The 17,414-nt window shown below is 30.4% G+C and carries 18 protein-coding genes and 2 pseudogenes; 14 read left to right on the forward strand and 6 right to left on the reverse strand.

What is annotated here, in order from left to right; translation table 11 throughout:
- The first annotated feature begins 129 nt into the window (after nt 1-129).
- Entirely contained in the window at nt 130-1,080 is a 951-nt protein-coding gene (locus CLORY_RS03005) for an ABC transporter permease (RefSeq protein WP_139375949.1), read from the forward strand.
- 37 nt (nt 1,081-1,117) lie between these two features.
- Here the strand turns inward: CLORY_RS03005 and CLORY_RS03010 are convergent.
- Nucleotides 1,118-1,309 (reverse strand): annotated as a pseudogene (locus tag CLORY_RS03010) (exonuclease domain-containing protein); the annotation flags it as partial.
- A 226-nt stretch (nt 1,310-1,535) separates the two neighbouring features.
- Between CLORY_RS03010 and CLORY_RS03015 the strand changes: the two are divergent.
- Together CLORY_RS03015 and CLORY_RS03020 are read left to right on the forward strand one after the other, a co-directional pair.
- Entirely contained in the window at nt 1,536-2,132 is a 597-nt protein-coding gene (locus tag CLORY_RS03015) for a hypothetical protein (protein WP_079422041.1), read from the forward strand.
- Nucleotides 2,133-2,304: 172 nt separating this feature from the next.
- Nucleotides 2,305-2,625: a hypothetical protein gene (locus CLORY_RS03020; protein WP_079422042.1), complete on the forward strand. Its 321-nt coding sequence runs from the start codon at nt 2,305-2,307 to the stop codon at nt 2,623-2,625.
- Between the two features lie 197 nt (nt 2,626-2,822).
- Here the strand turns inward: CLORY_RS03020 and CLORY_RS03025 are convergent, their stop codons facing one another.
- On the reverse strand, nt 2,823-3,275 hold the full coding sequence (locus CLORY_RS03025) for a low molecular weight protein-tyrosine-phosphatase (RefSeq protein WP_079422043.1): 453 nt from the start codon (nt 3,273-3,275) through the stop codon (nt 2,823-2,825).
- 379 nt (nt 3,276-3,654) lie between these two features.
- Complete coding sequence (locus CLORY_RS03030; RefSeq protein ID WP_079422044.1) at nt 3,655-4,173, reverse strand: GNAT family N-acetyltransferase; 519 nt, start codon at nt 4,171-4,173, stop codon at nt 3,655-3,657.
- A gap of 410 nt (nt 4,174-4,583) precedes the next feature.
- On the opposite strand from CLORY_RS03030, the gene CLORY_RS24055 reads away from it, so the two are divergent.
- From CLORY_RS24055 to CLORY_RS03075, 10 genes are all read left to right on the forward strand, one after another.
- On the forward strand, nt 4,584-4,721 hold the full coding sequence (locus CLORY_RS24055; RefSeq protein WP_341456628.1) for a DUF3990 domain-containing protein: 138 nt from the start codon (nt 4,584-4,586) through the stop codon (nt 4,719-4,721).
- Nucleotides 4,722-4,787: 66 nt separating this feature from the next.
- Nucleotides 4,788-4,949, forward strand: a complete 162-nt coding sequence (locus CLORY_RS23655; protein ID WP_242954324.1) for a hypothetical protein — start codon at nt 4,788-4,790, stop codon at nt 4,947-4,949.
- A gap of 401 nt (nt 4,950-5,350) precedes the next feature.
- A complete protein-coding gene (locus tag CLORY_RS03040) occupies nt 5,351-5,620 on the forward strand; it encodes a CD3324 family protein (protein WP_242954318.1) in 270 nt (89 codons plus the stop codon).
- Between the two features lie 143 nt (nt 5,621-5,763).
- On the forward strand, nt 5,764-7,470 hold the full coding sequence (locus CLORY_RS03045; protein ID WP_169911506.1) for a serine hydrolase domain-containing protein: 1,707 nt from the start codon (nt 5,764-5,766) through the stop codon (nt 7,468-7,470).
- Between the two features lie 98 nt (nt 7,471-7,568).
- Entirely contained in the window at nt 7,569-7,796 is a 228-nt protein-coding gene (locus CLORY_RS03050; protein ID WP_079422046.1) for a hypothetical protein, read from the forward strand.
- Nucleotides 7,797-7,923: 127 nt separating this feature from the next.
- Nucleotides 7,924-8,685, forward strand: coding sequence for a DUF2087 domain-containing protein (locus tag CLORY_RS03055; protein WP_079422125.1), 762 nt, complete (start codon nt 7,924-7,926; stop codon nt 8,683-8,685).
- Nucleotides 8,686-8,698: 13 nt separating this feature from the next.
- On the forward strand, nt 8,699-9,274 hold the full coding sequence (locus CLORY_RS03060; protein ID WP_079422047.1) for a DUF2087 domain-containing protein: 576 nt from the start codon (nt 8,699-8,701) through the stop codon (nt 9,272-9,274).
- 184 nt (nt 9,275-9,458) lie between these two features.
- Nucleotides 9,459-10,493, forward strand: a complete 1,035-nt coding sequence (locus CLORY_RS03065; protein WP_079422048.1) for a helix-turn-helix domain-containing protein — start codon at nt 9,459-9,461, stop codon at nt 10,491-10,493.
- Between the two features lie 581 nt (nt 10,494-11,074).
- Nucleotides 11,075-13,003: a ribosomal protection-like ABC-F family protein gene (gene abc-f, locus CLORY_RS03070; protein ID WP_079422049.1), complete on the forward strand. Its 1,929-nt coding sequence runs from the start codon at nt 11,075-11,077 to the stop codon at nt 13,001-13,003.
- A 635-nt stretch (nt 13,004-13,638) separates the two neighbouring features.
- Nucleotides 13,639-13,914, forward strand: coding sequence for a CD3324 family protein (locus tag CLORY_RS03075; protein ID WP_079422050.1), 276 nt, complete (start codon nt 13,639-13,641; stop codon nt 13,912-13,914).
- Nucleotides 13,915-13,994: 80 nt separating this feature from the next.
- On the opposite strand, the gene CLORY_RS23660 is transcribed toward CLORY_RS03075, so the two are convergent.
- Nucleotides 13,995-14,537 (reverse strand): GyrI-like domain-containing protein, encoded by a 543-nt coding sequence (locus tag CLORY_RS23660; protein WP_242954322.1) that lies wholly within the window; start codon nt 14,535-14,537, stop codon nt 13,995-13,997.
- Nucleotides 14,538-14,777: 240 nt separating this feature from the next.
- Nucleotides 14,778-14,978: pseudogene (locus CLORY_RS23925) on the reverse strand (MerR family transcriptional regulator); the annotation flags it as partial.
- Between the two features lie 398 nt (nt 14,979-15,376).
- Here CLORY_RS23925 and CLORY_RS03085 point away from each other — a divergent pair.
- Entirely contained in the window at nt 15,377-15,898 is a 522-nt protein-coding gene (locus CLORY_RS03085) for a DUF4342 domain-containing protein (RefSeq protein WP_079422052.1), read from the forward strand.
- 852 nt (nt 15,899-16,750) lie between these two features.
- Here the strand turns inward: CLORY_RS03085 and CLORY_RS03095 are convergent.
- A complete protein-coding gene (locus CLORY_RS03095; protein WP_079422053.1) occupies nt 16,751-17,335 on the reverse strand; it encodes a DJ-1/PfpI family protein in 585 nt (194 codons plus the stop codon).
- Nucleotides 17,336-17,414: the final 79 nt, after the last annotated feature.

Here is a 17,414-nt window from a genome sequence, read left to right on the forward strand (position 1 = left end):
GAATAGATAAATGTGAACTGCCGTAGCTAAATACCCAATAATAATTTTATTGTTAGTAGATATTTTAATAATTTTAATATAAAATAAATTGTAAATTATATAAATTTGTTAAAAAACAAGCTATGTAGAATGAGAACTAGAAAAGATATGGTTATCTCAGCCTTAATAATTATACCCATTGTTATTGCTGCTGCTTTGATATTTTCAGGTTCTAAAAATTCAAAATTCAATGTTGCTTTAGTTTCTGATAATCATAATAATATTCAAGAAAATAACAAATGTAAAATAATAGTTTTAAATAAAAAACCACAATTTTCAACTTTAGCTTTAGGTGTATATGATTTTGTAGTAGAAAAAAATAAAGACGGAAGTTATACAGCTGAAACAGCTTTACAAGATGTTTTTAAGAGAGAACTGGTTGAGAAGTTATTTAACGATGGAAAACTTTTTGCGAAAAGCAGCAAAGCTGAAGGTGTAAGAGGTATTGGTGCTTCTTTATTAGGTTTAATTGTATTATTTGTAATAATTGAAGGAACTACACTTACAGTATTCTATCCAGATGATATAACCTTCAAAACCCTTAAGAGGATTTTTACTTCTGAAGTAAGTGAAAAAGCATATATTATCGCACAGTTTTTATTTACCTTTATAGGTCTTTATGTACCAACCTTCATAGCAATTACTGTTTCAAAAGCGTTTCTACGAACCGATATTGGTTATAGTGTTTACATGATAGCTCTATTAACGGCAATTATAACTGCTTTATCTACTGCTTTTGCATTATTTATGTCATCTATAATGAGAGATAATATTCAAATAGCTTCCTGCTTCATTGCCTTAATAGTAAGTTTAATGTGCGGATGTTTCTATAAATTTAGTTTTAATATAAAAATTATAGATTTTATTCGTAATCTGCTTCCAATAAGTTCATATATGAATATAGCAGAAAGCATTGAAAGAGAAACTAGTTTATTGCAATACAAATTGGAAGTTTTAAATGTAGCTGTATGGACTATTGCAATGTTAATTATGGGAATTTATATTACTCATAGGAGACTTAAAAATGGTGAATTTAATTGAAAGAAAATACATTTAGCACATAAATCCGGAGCTATGGTTCATTTTGAACCATACTAGCTGTTATTCCATGAATCCCAACATTGAATGGCAGAAATCTCATCTCTTTAGGCTTTATTAGACGGTGTATCCTCTGCACTACTTGACCATTTTCAACAACAGCAATACCTACTGAACATGCACTATCTCTTTTTTTATTTGCAGTCTCAAAATCTATAGCTATAAAATTCATTTTTTTCTCCTAAGTGTAGTAAAAGCATAATAACATATTTAATGCTATTTTCATTATACTTAGATTTTCATAGTTGGCAATGCTAATTGATAATTATTAGGATAGATAATTTTTGATTGCGTTATATAATTTGGAATATATGGATAATTACAGTTCAGAAAAAAGATGTATATATCGATATAATAAGTAGAGAATTGAGTTAATATATGAGGAGGTAAAAGCTACTATGGAGATAAATTCATTAAGTGCGTCTAGTATTAATTATTCAACTTCTAAAACAACAAAGGCAAAAAATGAATCGGCTGAAAAAGTAAGTGAGAGCAAAAAATGTAGTGAAGATGAAAAACTGAATGTTTTTAAGCAGGAGATTTGGAAAGAGATAGATTCAATGCCATATAACAGGGAAGCCGGTATATCTATTCAGATTACAGATGGGGCCTTTAAACGAATGATGAAAGATTCAAAGTTTAAAGATGAAATGATAGATACCCTAAAAAGGGATGCAATTGCAACTAATAACTCATTAGCAGGTACAACTCTTACAAGGATTGATGAAAATGGTTATAGCGGTTATTCTTATTGCAAGGAAAATGAAGCGGCATTTGCAGCACATTCTAGCAATAAGGATTCCTTTTACAGCAGAAAGGCAGTAAAAAAGCACGATTATGAAGCTGAGAGCAAGAAAAGAGAGCTTCAGAGAATATATAAGAAAAAGATGCTAGACAAGGAGGATTATGATAATTTAACAGAGAAGGATCTGCAGGCTCAGAAGGTGTATGCATCGAAACAGTATCAGAAAAATATAGGTGTTATTGATAATTAGTAGAACAGAGGAATGCACTGTCTAATTTTATATTAGGCAGTGCATTTTTTTATTTAAGGATTATTTAAGAATTTATAATTTATAATAACCTCATGAACAGCAAATAATTTAGTGGGTACGAAATTTTATGTTTTTTAGAATACTAAAAAGAGATTTTAAGCGGAAGAAATCAATGAATGTAATATTATTAATATTCATCATACTAGCAACAACATTTTTGGCCATCAGCATGAATAATTTAATTTCAATATCAAGGTCTGTTAATTATTTTATGGAAAAAGCTAAAACACTGGATTATGTTGTTTCAGTTTATGATAGAGGGAAAAATGAAGACCTTTATAGGTGGCTTAATGCTTCAAAAGCTGATGGACGTGAAACCCATTTAAAATCAGGAGAAGTTGCCTTTTCAATGGCAGATAAGAGCAAAAACAATCTAAAGATTGGTGACAAGATTGTTATAACCCTTGGAGATATTAAAAAACTTTTACAATAAAGAAGTTTATTAAGGATGCTATTTTTGGGTCAAGTATGATGGATATGAAGAGGGTTATTATAAGTGATGAGGACAGGAATACAAAGGAGCAACAGCTTTAAATAATTATTACATTATGTCGAAGAATACAGGAAGACTGGACAAGGGGTGGAACAGTGAATACAAGGTAAATAGGACTTACTTAAGCATAGTAAGTCCTATTTCAATATATGTGCAAGAAGCGCTTTACAACCTTTTTCCACATCAATATAAGTATCATCAAAGTTACCTGTGTACCAGGGATCGGCGATATCTTTTGGAGTATCAGAAAAATCTAAAAGGCGGCTAACCTTTTTATCAACATCTTGTCCAATTATTCTGGTAATATTTGTTATATTATAGCTGTCCATCCCAATGATAAAATCATATTTTTCGTAATCAGATTTAGTGAGTTGAATTGCATATTTTCCGGCTGTAGAAATGCCAAACTCAGCAAGTTTTCTTTTTGTTCCGCGGTGAACGGGATTTCCTATTTCTTCGGTGCTTGTTGCAGAAGAGGCTATAAAGAATTTTTCGCTGAGTCCCTGTTTTGTTACCATATCCTTTAACATAAATTCAGCCATTGGTGAACGGCATATATTACCGTGGCATACAAACATTATTCTAATCATATATTATACCTCCCAAGATTTAAAGATTGATTGTTTTAAGAATTAGCACAGTAGATAAATTGTATCATATATATTTCTAAAAAGCATATTAAGCAATAGGAAACTAACCTATGAATACATAAATAAGACAGCTTCATTGTTTAGAAAAACTGGTAAACCCATGATAGTTATAAGGGATATTGAAGGTGGTAATGATGACATATTTCAAAATGTACAAGAGTTGATTACTGAGGATAGCGATGTGGAAGTTTTAAAGGTATTTATATAAGTTGCAATAAAGTTCTTACATTATGGCTTCTAAAATATCACTGCTGAATCGGTTCGACCATAGGATCTTTTAGAAGTCAGAATGTATTAGAACTTTCACAACTTATATAGATTATTCTATTCTTTTTTCATATATAGGCATATTGTTATCAGGGTCTATTTTTTCGCTATTTTTGAAACCAACTGTAGTCCAAAACGGTATCCCTGATATGCTATCAGGAGTTAAATACATTTGGGTAACACCATGTTTTTTGAAAAGATATGTAACATGCTGAAATAATTTTGTTGCATACCCTCTTCTCCTCATTTTCAGAACTATATAATATTCCATTATATAACCATAGCCAGGATCAATAATGCCTTTTATTCCGCCTAAATCAACTGCACAAAATCCAAAACCAACTAAGATATTTTCACAAGTATATACAAGTTCAAAATGCATATCATTTCGTTTCCCTTGAATATCTACTCGTTGTTTTGCATATTTTTCTAAAGTAATATCTGATTCGTTGATTAGTTCAATATCATCTTTATAAATTTCACGCATGTAAGGTATCCACATTGAAATAAGTTCGTTATACTGATGCATATTTCCAGTGACTATTTGCTCATAATACAATTCTTTTAACATTTAGTACTCCTTCTTACAATATAAAAAAGTATTCCTGCAAAATACAGAAATACTTTATATTTACCATCGTTTTACTAAATGTATTGTAATCATATAGATAAAAGTGATTGATAGATATTTCTGTTTTCGCCTGTAAATAATATTATATTTTTCATATCTATCGCCTTCCTTTCAATATATTGTAAGTATATCGTGTACACGTGGCTATGTCAATAAAAATCTAATGAATACAGTACATAAAAAGTTATTATATTCAAAAGTGGTTGAATATTTATGGTAAACATAAGAGCTTTGGTGTATTTTATATATTAATGCATGGTAAATAGAAGATGAGATAATAATGATGATGGAAGAACAATTTTCACAATGATATAATAATAAAAGAATATTTAAGAGAAGGTGAGTATTTTATGTTGTACCATGCATCAGGAGAGGCAGTAGAATTTCCAGAGATAAGAAAAAGTAGATATACAAAAGATTTTTCATGGGGATTTTATTGTACGAATAATTTTGAGCAAGCCCAAAAGTGGGCTAGAAGAAATAGATAGCGTGCTACAGTTAATTATTATACTTACACAGAAAATAAAAATTTAAAAATATTGAAGTTTGAAAACATGAATGATAATCAAAAAAATGATTTATTTTATGTATGTTCACTTATAGAATTTATAGGAAGAAAGACTAAGAATAGAAGAGCTGATATTGTAGAGATACTTGGAAAGAAGGAGCTGGAAAGACAGTTAGAACTTGCAGAGTTTAACTCCAATAAAACTTAGGATAACTATAAAGGTAATAGATGAGTGTTATTCATTAAAAGAAATAGAAGACTACCTAAATGTTGTACCATCAGCAATAAGCAAATTACTCTTACGCAATTGCATAATTTAACTTGTCACTTGTCACGAGGGTGGCACATATACATATTATATATCTGTATGATAGAATATAAGAAAGATAAATATTACTATTTTTGGCTACTAAAAATGTTACACAAAGTACAGTATTTTATTATCTTCGGAGGTGTGGTTATTGAAGGATATAAGAGGTTTTTTGCTCTATGCAGGATTAGTCATATAATTCAGCGGTTAGTTGTATAGAGTGTAAAAAATAATCGCTGTTTCATTTATATATGGCAAGCCTGCAATCTTGTGAAATATAATAAGAAGGAGCAGGATTAATGGTGAAATATATAAATGCGAAAGATGTTTTACCAAAAGCATTAATTCTTCAAATACAACAGTATGTTGGTGGTAGTATGATTTACATACCTCAAAAAGATAATAATAAAAAATCATGGGGCGCTTCTACAAATAGTAGAAATGAAATTGCTAAAAGAAACAATGAAATCAATAATAAGAAGAATAACGGTGCAACCATAGATGATCTTATGTCTGAATATCATCTGTCCTATGATACAATCAAGAGTATAATTTATAGAAAGAAATAGAAGAAAGCAGTCGGTTAATGAAGCTGACTGCTTTTGTGTATTTATATCTATAATTATACAGTACATATTATTTCTTGATATTTTCATTTATACTTTTTTATGAAGCTGTGGTTTATGTAAGAAAGTTGATGAGGAGTGAAGAAATGGAGAAAACTAAAATAGTAGCTAAGATTAATGAAATGTGCAAAAAATATGATAGAAAAGATTATCCAGGTATCGCTGTTGGAGTTGTAGAAAATGGTGAGATTATATTCAATAAAGGATATGGTGAAGCTAACCTAGATTACAATATTCCAATTGATGAAAATACCGTATTTCATGCTTGTTCTATGACAAAACAATTTACTGCAGCCTACATTGCTCTGTTGGTAGAAGAAGGAAAGTTATCCTTAGATCAAGATGTTAGCAGTATACTTCAGCAGTTTAAAAATTGTGGCGGGGAGGTCACTATATATAATTTACTATATATGACAAATGGGATACCTGATGTATATGATACAGCTTATTTTGTGTGTGGCATCCGGGAGGACGAAGGTATCACTCGTGATGAGTTTTGGAGATATGCTATGGCCTGCGATTGGAAGTTTTTCAAGCCGGGAGAAAGATGTAGTTATGGTAATACAGGGTATTTCTTGCTTGGACAGATAGTTGAAGCTGTAACCCAAATGTCACTTAGTCAATATGCGAACGAACATATTTTTAAACCTTTAGGTATGAATAGCACATTTATCAGAGATGATCGTACAAAAATTATTAAAAACAGAGCTGTTGGATACTCAAATTATGATTATGTACATTTTAATGATAGTTATAAACGTTATACTTCAAGGAATGATGAACTTTCAATTAATGAGGAGAATGTGGAAGTTGGCGGTGCCGGTCAGATATGGACAACTATAAAGGATTTGCTTTCATGGAATAAAAATTTTTATAATAATAGACTTGGGACAGGTTCAAGTGAGCTTATAAAGTTTATTACGACATCTGGAGTGCTGAATAATGGTAAAGAATGTGGATATGGCTGCGGCTTGTTTGTTGGTGAATTTCATGGTAATAAGATAGTACATCATGGAGGGTGGGCAGGTGGTTATAGTGCATATTACGCCCAACTGCCAGAAAAAAAATCAGCTGTCATTATTTTAGGAAATCACACAGATTTTATGTATGATATTGGCTTTGAGAATGGAGGATTAACGAAAAGTATTCTAGAACTATTAATTGGATATGAGAATGAAAGAGACAATACGGAAGAGAAGCAATCTGATGATATAAATATAAATCAAATTGAATTTGATTTGAATTTATCAGGTGAATATATAGATCAAGAGAGCAGCTGTTTATGGAATATAACAAAAAAGAATGATGTTTATTATGTAGAAGATTCTTTAGGAAATAGTACTAAAATATTTTACCATGGTAATAGTGTTTTTAAATCTGCAGATAAAGATAAAACATATACAGTTGTGAAAAATAATAAACAAGTTATAGAATGTATTAAATTACAGGACAGAGGAGTTAGTATGTTTTATCCGTTCCATCGAAAAAAAATAGATGATTTTAAGTTAAAGTTGTATGAGGGAAGTTATTGCTGTGAAAAACTTAATGTTTCATATAATGTTAAAATTGATAATGGTAAATTATTTATAAGCAATGATAATCTCCATAATAATGCTTTAGATTTATACTATACACTTGCAATCAAAGATACTTTTATAAGTGATCATAATAGCCATATTGGAAATTGCTGCATAACGTTCAGTAGAGACTCAAATAATGAAATAGCCTCATTTTCGTATCGAGATGACACACAGACTTTGCGAGAAAATTTCATATTTGAGAAGGTAAGATAGTACAATGGTATTGACCTAGGTGTTACCCATAGGTTTAAACTAAAGGTGTTAATAAATACAATTTATATCATAATTAAGTTGTAAAATTGGAGGTTATAATGATAATTGGGATAGTTAGGCATTTTAAAGTTGATTGTAAATTAAAAAAGATAATGAGTTCTGATGATTTTGAAAAATATAATTTAAACAGTGATGAAAATGTATTAATAGTATCTCATGGCTTTTTCTTAATAACACTAATTAATGAATTGAAACTATTGGGCTTTAAAGGAAACATACCTAAGAAGATGAAAAATGGATATTTGTATATACTTAAAAATTATTAGTAAGGATAAGCGTGTAGGAATTTATGATTTTGACAATTGTGGATAACTTTTCACTAAATTGACATAATGCAAACTAAGTGATATTATGTTTATAATAATAGTAAACAAATTAAAGGATAGTGTAGATATGGATAAAAATTTATTTTTAGAAGCTGATCTTGAGGAAATCGAAAATGGATATACCTTCAACTCTGAAAAGGAAATATATAAATGCTTAGTTTGCGGTGAGGTATTTGAAATTGGTGAAATATATTCACTTAATGGAAGGTTCTTTGAAGCTAAAAAAGCAATAACTTTTCATGTTAAAGAACAACATGGTTCCATGCTTGAAATTCTATTAGGATTTGATAAGAAATATACAGGGATTACAGATAATCAGAAAAGTTTATTAAATGATCTTTATGAGGGTTTATCTGATAATGAGATAGCTAAAAAGAATGGAGTATCACCAGCTACTGTGCGTCATCAAAGATTTATGTTTAGAGAGAAAGCAAAACAAGCGAAAATATATCTTGCTATTTTGGGGTTAGTTGAGAAATCCTTGGGAAAAGAGATAAAAGAAGACTTCGTTAAATTACATAACGGTGCAACTATGGTTGACGAAAGGTATGAAGTTACAAATTCTGAACAAGACCAAATAATCGAAACATACTTTGATACATTAGAACCTTTAAAATTAAAAACTTTTCCTACAAAGGAAAAAAGAAAGATAGTTGTGCTAAGAAAAATATCAACCTTGTTTCAATCAGGTGAGAAATATTCAGAAATACAAATAAATAATATATTAAAAGAAGTCTATGCTGATATTGCAACTTTAAGGAGATATTTGATTGAATATGGTTTTATGGAGAGAACAAAGGATTGTAAAGAATATTGGTTAAAGGGATAAAGGGGATGTAAATATGAGTAATGTCAATAATTTTATTGATAGTGAAGGTAAAATAAAAGCTTGGCCCGCTAAACATGATTTGAAATTTAAGGTGTTGGAATATCTTGCTAATAAATTTGAATATAATTGTTATTACAGTGAAAAGGAGGTTAATAATATAATTGAAAATTACCATACATTTAGCGATTACTTTTTACTAAGAAGAGGTCTAATAGAAAGTAAGTTGTTATCACGTACAAGAAATGGAGCGAAATATTGGAGACCGGATATTAATGTAAATGAAGAAAAAATCATGATTTCTAGATTGATTGAAGAAAACTACAGTATTGGTTCAATATTTAATATTGTTAAAATTAAAAATGGTGTGGGTTCAATTTGCTATCACATTTTAACGGATAAAGGAGAGTTTATTCTTAAAAGCATTGAAAATAACGATATGAATAATCCTTATAATGAATCTAAAATTCACGAAATACTTCAAAGTGAAAATATACCTGTATCGAAATTTTATTTAACTAATGATGATCAATATGTTTTAAGTCATGATAGAAATATATATTATCTTCAAAGTTTAAAAAATAGATATTGAAATCGGAAGATTAACGTGTAAAAATACTTACGGAGATTATTCGATAAATGTTTGATTAAAATAACTAGTAGTTAGTTTTTATGAATAAAAAATGAAAATGCTTCAATTGTTTAAATAATGCAGCTTTGATATGATTTAATTAACGAAGGCCGAAGTTAATTAAATATATTAAGGAGTTAATTTAATGAGAATAGGTGAGGTTATTAGGAGTTGTAGAAAAAAACAAAATCTTACTCAGGAACAAGTTGCAAATTATTTAAATATAAGCGCTCCTGCAGTGAATAAGTGGGAAAATGGAATATCTTATCCAGATATAACGTTACTATCACCACTCGCACGTGTTCTAAAAGTAGATGTTAATACTTTATTAGCATTTAATGAGGAATTGACAGCTGCAGAAGTAAATAAATTTGGAAAAGAGATTGGCGAAATTGTATCAAAAGACGGGTACAAAAAGGCTTTTGAAAGGGGCAGTGATTTAATTAAGCAATATTCAAGCTGTGATGAGCTAATATTGAGAATAGCATCATTATTAAGATTATTTCTAACTGCATACAAAATTGAGGAAAAAGATAAATATGAAGAAAAAATTATTGCTTGGATTGAACTTGTAGCAGCAAGCAGCAATGAAAAGAAAGCGTCTATGGCCAAAATAACCTTATCCGCGATATACAGAGAGAAAAAAGAATATGAAAAAGCTAAAGAGATGTTAGATAAAATTCCAGAATTGGAACTAGACTTTGAAAAAAGATTACAACAGGCACTGATATTTCAAAGCAGCGGAGAAATTGAGGAGACATTCTGCGCTTGTGAAGACATACTATTTAGTGCTGCTCTTGAAGCAGAGGCGGCATTTTCTTTAATAATAGAGATGTTGTTAAAAGAAAATAAATTTAGTGAAGCAGAAGAATATACGGAGCGTGCTAAAAAGCTGGTTGAAGTGTTTGATTTAGGTGCATATCGTAAATATCAATTAGATTTATCTTTGGCAAAGGAAAAGCAGGATAAAGAAAAAGCTATAGAGCTGATTATCAATATGATAAATGAAGCAGACAGCATGGATAACATGCAGTCAAAATTATATAGGCATAGAAAATGGAAAGTAACCAAAAGCTGGAGCAAAGATAAGTATGAAAGCCTAGTAAAAGGGATAATTAAAAAAGACAAAAACCTTGATTTTGCAAAAAATGATCCTAGAATAAAATCTTTGTTGGAATAATAATAAAATTGATAAAGCAGCTAATCATAAATTGAATGGCGCATTCTTGTTTATGAATTAAGTAAGAGATTGCATTAGTAAAAGAAATAATGTTATCCTTAAAATATAAAGTTTATCACAATAAGATGTTGAAGGGAGAAGTAAGTATGACACCAGCTAATTGCTAATATTAATTAATCTAAAATTAATATAGATTTTCATATTGAGTTTTGAAAGCCTGATTTTATATGGGTTTATTTAGTGTACTCTTTATGGAATAAAGCATTTAGAAGGTAACTTGCTTTCAGAAAATTGCTATTGTAATTTAATGTTAATATTTTAAGAATATAACAAACCATTTTAGTGGAGTTTTTATATAAGAATGATATAATGAATACTTTTATTTACAAGCATTGTATTTGTTTATATTGAAGTTAGCAAATTATAATAGTTATATATAGTATTTTTCGGACTGTAAGAAGAGTTTGTCTTCTTATGGTCTTTTTTATTTATGTAGATTTTGTTGGTTAAATCTATATAAAATCAACCTTCTTGCTTATCCATAGAGTAGTAAATAAGTAATAAAGGAAGAAGGAATTTTTATGTTTGAATTAACAGTAAACGGTATAAAAAAATATATGGAAGGTACTCTTATTCTCAAAAATATAAGCTTTCAGGTTTATTCAGGAGAAAAAGTTGGTATAGTAGGTGCAAACGGAAGTGGTAAGAGTACAATTCTTAAATTAATAGCTGGAGTATTGCCATTCAATTATTGGCCCGGCTACCCACAGACTTCAAGCCCAGGATATGATGAAGGCTGGGTTTTGAAACCTAGAGAAGCTGTCTGTGCTTACCTTGAGCAAATACCCGAGTATAAAAGTGGTCTAAAGGTTATTGATGTTTTAAAATTAGTTTTTGAGGAAATTCACCATATAGAAAATGAAATGCATAAATTAGAAGAAAGAATGAAGTCCTTAGAGGATACTGCCTTAGAAAAAGCTTTGAAGCAGTATAGTGATTTAGTTCAATTATATGAAGTTAAAGGAGGATATGATGCAGAAGAAAAATTAGGTAAGATTTGCACTGGGCTAAAGTTGGATAACAAATTTTTAAACAAAGATTTTAGTTTGCTAAGCGGAGGTGAAAAAACTACGGTTCTTCTAGGAAAGCTGCTCATTGATAATCCTGATATACTACTGCTGGATGAGCCTACTAATCATTTGGACATGGACTCGATTGAATGGCTTGAAGGGTATCTTAAGAGTTATAAAGGAATTGTCATTGCAGTATCTCATGATAGATACTTTCTAGATAATGTGGTATCAAAAATTGTAGAGGTAGAAAATATGGAGTGCAAGACGTACAAAGGTAATTATTCTGCCTATGTTTATCAAAAAGAAGAAAATTTAAGAATACAATATGATAATTTCAAGGAGCAGCAGAAGAAAATTAATACAATGAAAAAGACCGTAAAGGATCTTCGTGACTGGGCTATGAGGGCTGATAATAACAAATTTTTTAGAAGAGCTGCAAGTATACAGATAAAGCTTGATAAGATGGAGAAAATAGTAAAGCCTGCCTTTCAAAAAAAGAATATGAAACTAGATTTAAAGGCTGCTAAGAGGTCAGGAAATGATACAATTAAGGCAATAGGACTTTCCAAAAGCTTTGAAGATAAGGTTATTTTTAAGGATTCAGATTTGCTAATCAATTTGGGTGAGAGAGTAGCACTAATCGGTCCCAACGGCAGCGGGAAGACTACATTTTTAAAACTTCTGATGGGTGAAGAAAAGCCAGATGCTGGTATAGTAGAACTTGGCGCCAATGTAATGGTGGGATATTTACCTCAAAAGATTACTTTTGAAAATGAGGAGCTTACTGTGCTTCAATGCTTCAGAGAAGACATTTCTATATTAGAGGGGAAGGCTAGGGAATACCTCTCAAAGTTTATGTTTTATGGAGGCAGTGTATTTAAAAAGGTCAGGCAACTATCAGGGGGGGAGAGAATCAGGCTTAAGCTGAGTAAGCTATTATATAAAGATGTTAATTTATTGATATTGGATGAGCCTACTAATCACCTTGATATAGAGTCCATAGAGACCTTTGAAGAAGCTTTGAAAGAGTTTAATGGAACTATATTCTTTATTTCTCATGACAGATATTTTATAAATAAAATTAGTGAAAGAGTTATAGTGCTTAAGAACAATGCCTTCAAAAGTTATGCTGGCAATTATGATTATTATAAAAACTTAAAGGAAGCTCATAACCTTCAGCTTTCTAAAAAGCCTGTGGTAAAGAGTAAAAAAGTTAAAGAACAGAAGAATACTGATGAAAGCAGAAAGAAAGAGGCAGAAGCAGCTAAGGCTTTAATGCAGGTTGAGAAGCTTGAAAAAGAGATAAAAGGGATTGATTCAGCTATGGCTGAGGATGGATTAAGTTATGAGGAGCTTAATAAATTGTATAACAGGAAGTGTGAATTGAATAAGAAATTAGATTTAGCTATGGAGTTATGGCTCCGCTTAAGCAGTTAAAATATAATTGCATTTTTCTTGCTGTCAGATATTGTTAGACATATGTTTGGAAAGTATATTATAATTGTGTATAAGATAAATAAATTGCGAACCAAGAAAGTGAATTAAAAGAAGATAATATTTAGTGTATGCTTTAAATAGGTAAGAGAAAAGAGTAAAGAGTAGAGAGAAAAGTGAAGGAAGAAATTCTGCTGTGCAGAATTTCTGAGAATTTAAATCTGATTACCGGCAAATAACTTTCTAAAAACTAAGACTATATCTAGTATTACAAAAAAATTATCTAAATAATTAAGAGTCTCTATACAATCAAAATTCAGCCCAGCTGAATTTTAACCTTCACTTTACTCTTTTCTCTTTACTCTTTACTCTCACACCTATTTAATGCACTTTCTCTAAACTATTCCGTCTAGCGCATTTAGTTTGCAATATATTTAAATTGTTTTTTTAACAGGTTAGTTTATAACACAATGATTTTACAAAGACTATGAAATTGCTAGTGACAAAAGGGGGTACACTTGTATGAGAAGATATGTTATCAATGCATAGCAGAGGCTATTGCATGTAGATAATTAATTAAGATATATGCATTAGCCTTTGCTCAATCCTAAAAAAATTATGTTTAGGAGGAGCATATAATGAGCTATGCAAATGCTAGGGAGATTTTTCCTGAAGATATATTAAGAATAATTCAACAATACGTGGATGGTGAATATATTTATATACCAAAGAAAGAGGAAAATAGAATAGCTTGGGGAGAACTTACTAAAAGTAAAGAGGAACTTCAGGCTAGAAACAAAAGAATATATGAGGATTATTTATCGGGAGTATCTGTTCAAGGTCTTTCAAAAATATATTATCTATCACCAAAAACTATACAAAAAATTATTTCGCAAAAAAAGAATAAAGGATAATACAAAATGCACTGTCTGATTTATATTGGGCAGTGCACTTTACTTACTTATAAATTAGAATTTATCATGGTATATGGTTGCTATTTTAACTTTATTGGCAAAAGTAAATCAATATACCCATCTATTCCGTTTTTAGGCCAACCCATATGGGAAGAATAAATCCAATTCAAGTGTTCTTCAAGGCATCCACCCATAATCTCTTCGCCCTGCTCACTGTAATTAGGAGCATACTTATCACTTTCTTCTACCCATTTGCTTAAAAGGTTCCATTCGTGAAAATCAGGGAATGCAATGGTATGTGCTGCGTACATTCCGCCATCAAACTTCTTTTTTACGAGTGGTGCTGGGACTTCCATGTCATCTGGAATAGTCACCCAGTCTTCATATCCGTGATGCGGTCTGCTCGGAGATGGATTTGGATGATTAAATCCGAACATTCTTGCATCGGGTTTCTTTTCATATAACTTGCTTTCACAAACAAATTTGTCTAGCACATCTCCAACGGTTTCTTCTGGGTTTTCACCAACAAAATGATATGAAGCGACAGTAAAGGGTGGTAACAAAACAATACGAACATTCCGTAACTTACCCAGTACCTCATTTGCTTTGTTTAAATCTTCCATAGATCGTTCCTCCTTAAAATTAATTCGAGAAAGGGTTAGAGGTTCAATGATTTTTATGATATCAGAATTTCGCAATAGGTCGAGCTTAATTGACGTTCCTATGTTTTGGTTCAATCGTGATACAAAAATCTTCAACACATCGCGAATGGTATTAAGAGCAGTTATCTCATCATTAAGCTCGGCAATGTTTTTTTGGAATATTTCAATAGTATGAATATGTTCCGGAGTTTTCAAGATCAACGCAATTTGTTTTAGTGAAATTCGTAGTTTGCGTAGTACAATGATGTACTGTAGACGTCTAATAGCATTTTCATCATAGACGCGATATGCATAATCTTCTTTGCGCTGACGGGGTAACAGTCCAATTTGTTCATAGTATCGAAGCATTCGTGTAGAAACATTAAAGACTTTACTCACCTCGCTGATAGTCATCAATTTCATACGCTCATCTCCTTTCAATAATCAGAATAATGGACGACACGATGTCAAAGTCAAGAGATTTTTGAAATATTTTCCAAGTAGTATATAAATTTTCTTCATAGCTAACAATAAATAAATTATAGCATGTATTTATCAATTGTTACCAAATTGTGATTATATATTTGGTGTATCAAGATATGATTTTGAGCTTTATGATTAACAATGCTACTGAAGAAACAATAAATTAAAGTGAGTTATGATATTTTAATCTGATTTTAATCTTTCTTACATTTTAGATTAATTTTTGCTGGGTATTATATAAGCAATGGTTAAACATTACGTGAACTTAATAAAGGTTCCTTAAGCTTTCGATGTTTATCTAAAATACGTTAATAAAAAGGGTATGGAGGAAGATTAATATGGAAAGAAATGAATTGATTAAAACTTTAATGGAAAAGTCTAAAGTAAGCTATGAAGAGGCAGAGGATGTATTACAAAAATTTGATTGGAATCTTATAGATTCTGTAATCTATTTAGAAAGAAAAGGTAAGGCCGAGAATAATGAAACTGCTGCTATTGTAGAAGTCAAGGAAAAAAACGAGGAAAGAAATTATAGAAAGAAAAGCGGTGGAATTAGAGAAGTTATGGGTAGAATATTTAAATTTATAGGTAAGATTATAGACAAAGGGAATCAAAACCATTTTGAAATAAGAAAAGAAAAGGATAGACCAATAAAGATATCATTAACGATATCAGTGCTCCTGCTAATAATTGCATTCTGGCCTGTTGCAATACTGCTGGTAATTGGATTATTCTTGGGGTATAAATATTCAATAGTAGGTCCTAATATTAATGTTCATGAAGTCAACAATATTTTAAACAAAGCTTCAGAATCAGCAGATAACATTAAAAATGATTTTAAAGAAGGATATAAAGGGTAGATTACAGCATAAGGGCTTTGAAACTATTCAAAGCCTTTTATTATGCTGTAGTCATACCTAAACTCTTATTTACTCATAAATTATAGATGCTGTTAAAAAGATGCGGTGAAATTGCTACTGGGTTATCTAAACATGCTCATTGCCATTCACAGATAACCTGTTAAAGGCCATTTAGGCCTTTAACCAAGCGGAACTAGCCGACATAGGGTGTAACCATTGAAAATATGAATAATGAAATTTATTTATAGCTTTTGGATATCCAACTAATAAAAAGGAAACTTTAAAGAAGAAAAACTTAGAGGAAATTACCTTTTATAATGTATTCAATATTGAAAAATAAGTACTTTACAAGAGGAGTGATGTTGTGTAAATTTTAATATGTCCTTCTAAAATGGAATATAAAATAATACAATTACAATAAATTACTAATCTATTATAGTTTTGGGAACTATCTATGTCAAAAGTACAAAATAAATATTTCAGAAGAGACAAATTCAACTTTTGATAACAAGTACTTATCTGGTGAGAAACTTTATAAATTTTACAATTATGAGATTTGGAATAAACGTTTTGATAATGTTCTTTCAATGGATGATGTAATAAATATTCTGTTAGGCAATTAATAATTTGTTATAATAAATATAATTTCAAGATGAAAATAAGACCAAGGGTAGTTCAACAATCCTTGGTCTTTAATAAACATAAGCTGTGGATGGAGCATTTTGAGCTGTAAATTATTTTTGCCTTTTAGTAGTTATTTTCGCATTAACCAGTTCTCCGGGTATTGATAATGCACACTCATATTTCCATCTTCATTTCGCATCATTAATAAATTCGGCCTCCGGAATAAAGCTAGAACCCCATTAACTTTTTAACGTTGCTGCAATTTTCTTTAGATGTAAGCATTTCTAAAAGTTTGAAAGCCACATCGAAAGCAGTTGAAGGATTATAAGAAGTGATTATATTTTTATCTACGACAATGGGCTCATGACCAAGAACATTAGCACCAAATTCAGATAATTGTTTTTGTCTTTTACCATTTCCTAAATTATACGTTGTTGCATTTCTACCAACTAGTACTCCGCTTTTTCCAATAGGAAGCGCAGCAACACAAATCGAAGCTATTATTTTTTCTGCTCTGTCAAATTCTCTGATTAAGTTTAAAAAATCTTCGCTATAAGCCTCTTCATAAAATCCCGCTTCTTCATAGCCTCCGGGTATTGCAAGCGCATCAAAATCATCAATATTAGCTTCACTTATATGCATTTCAGGAATTACTGTGAAGTTCCAGGTGCATTTAATTTTATCTCTTAATCCTACTGTTATTAAATCGGTGGTGCCATCACCTTCTAATTTATTCCAACCTATAACATCAGTAAAAACACTTGCTTCTACGGCTTCAAAACCATTGGCGAGAAGTAATAATACTTTTTTCATATCTTAACGGCTCCTTTAATTATACATATTTTGGACTTTGTTTTCTTAATTATAACTTGATGTGTTCGATAAATAAAAT

The organism is Clostridium oryzae (genome assembly GCF_002029235.1).
GTDB lineage: Bacteria > Bacillota > Clostridia > Clostridiales > Clostridiaceae > Clostridium_AE > Clostridium_AE oryzae.

Coding starts and splice junctions, on each gene's coding strand:
- CLORY_RS03005 (WP_139375949.1), top strand. CDS start 130: ATGAGAACTAGAAAAGATATGGTTATCTCAGCCTTAATAATTATACCC.
- CLORY_RS03015 (WP_079422041.1), top strand. CDS start 1,536: ATGGAGATAAATTCATTAAGTGCGTCTAGTATTAATTATTCAACTTCT.
- CLORY_RS03020 (WP_079422042.1), top strand. CDS start 2,305: ATGAATGTAATATTATTAATATTCATCATACTAGCAACAACATTTTTG.
- CLORY_RS03025 (WP_079422043.1), bottom strand. CDS start 3,275: ATGATTAGAATAATGTTTGTATGCCACGGTAATATATGCCGTTCACCA.
- CLORY_RS03030 (WP_079422044.1), bottom strand. CDS start 4,173: ATGTTAAAAGAATTGTATTATGAGCAAATAGTCACTGGAAATATGCAT.
- CLORY_RS24055 (WP_341456628.1), top strand. CDS start 4,584: ATGTTGTACCATGCATCAGGAGAGGCAGTAGAATTTCCAGAGATAAGA.
- CLORY_RS23655 (WP_242954324.1), top strand. CDS start 4,788: ATGAATGATAATCAAAAAAATGATTTATTTTATGTATGTTCACTTATA.
- CLORY_RS03040 (WP_242954318.1), top strand. CDS start 5,351: ATGGTGAAATATATAAATGCGAAAGATGTTTTACCAAAAGCATTAATT.
- CLORY_RS03045 (WP_169911506.1), top strand. CDS start 5,764: ATGGAGAAAACTAAAATAGTAGCTAAGATTAATGAAATGTGCAAAAAA.
- CLORY_RS03050 (WP_079422046.1), top strand. CDS start 7,569: ATGATAATTGGGATAGTTAGGCATTTTAAAGTTGATTGTAAATTAAAA.
- CLORY_RS03055 (WP_079422125.1), top strand. CDS start 7,924: ATGGATAAAAATTTATTTTTAGAAGCTGATCTTGAGGAAATCGAAAAT.
- CLORY_RS03060 (WP_079422047.1), top strand. CDS start 8,699: ATGAGTAATGTCAATAATTTTATTGATAGTGAAGGTAAAATAAAAGCT.
- CLORY_RS03065 (WP_079422048.1), top strand. CDS start 9,459: ATGAGAATAGGTGAGGTTATTAGGAGTTGTAGAAAAAAACAAAATCTT.
- abc-f (WP_079422049.1), top strand. CDS start 11,075: ATGTTTGAATTAACAGTAAACGGTATAAAAAAATATATGGAAGGTACT.
- CLORY_RS03075 (WP_079422050.1), top strand. CDS start 13,639: ATGAGCTATGCAAATGCTAGGGAGATTTTTCCTGAAGATATATTAAGA.
- CLORY_RS23660 (WP_242954322.1), bottom strand. CDS start 14,537: ATGGAAGATTTAAACAAAGCAAATGAGGTACTGGGTAAGTTACGGAAT.
- CLORY_RS03085 (WP_079422052.1), top strand. CDS start 15,377: ATGGAAAGAAATGAATTGATTAAAACTTTAATGGAAAAGTCTAAAGTA.
- CLORY_RS03095 (WP_079422053.1), bottom strand. CDS start 17,335: ATGAAAAAAGTATTATTACTTCTCGCCAATGGTTTTGAAGCCGTAGAA.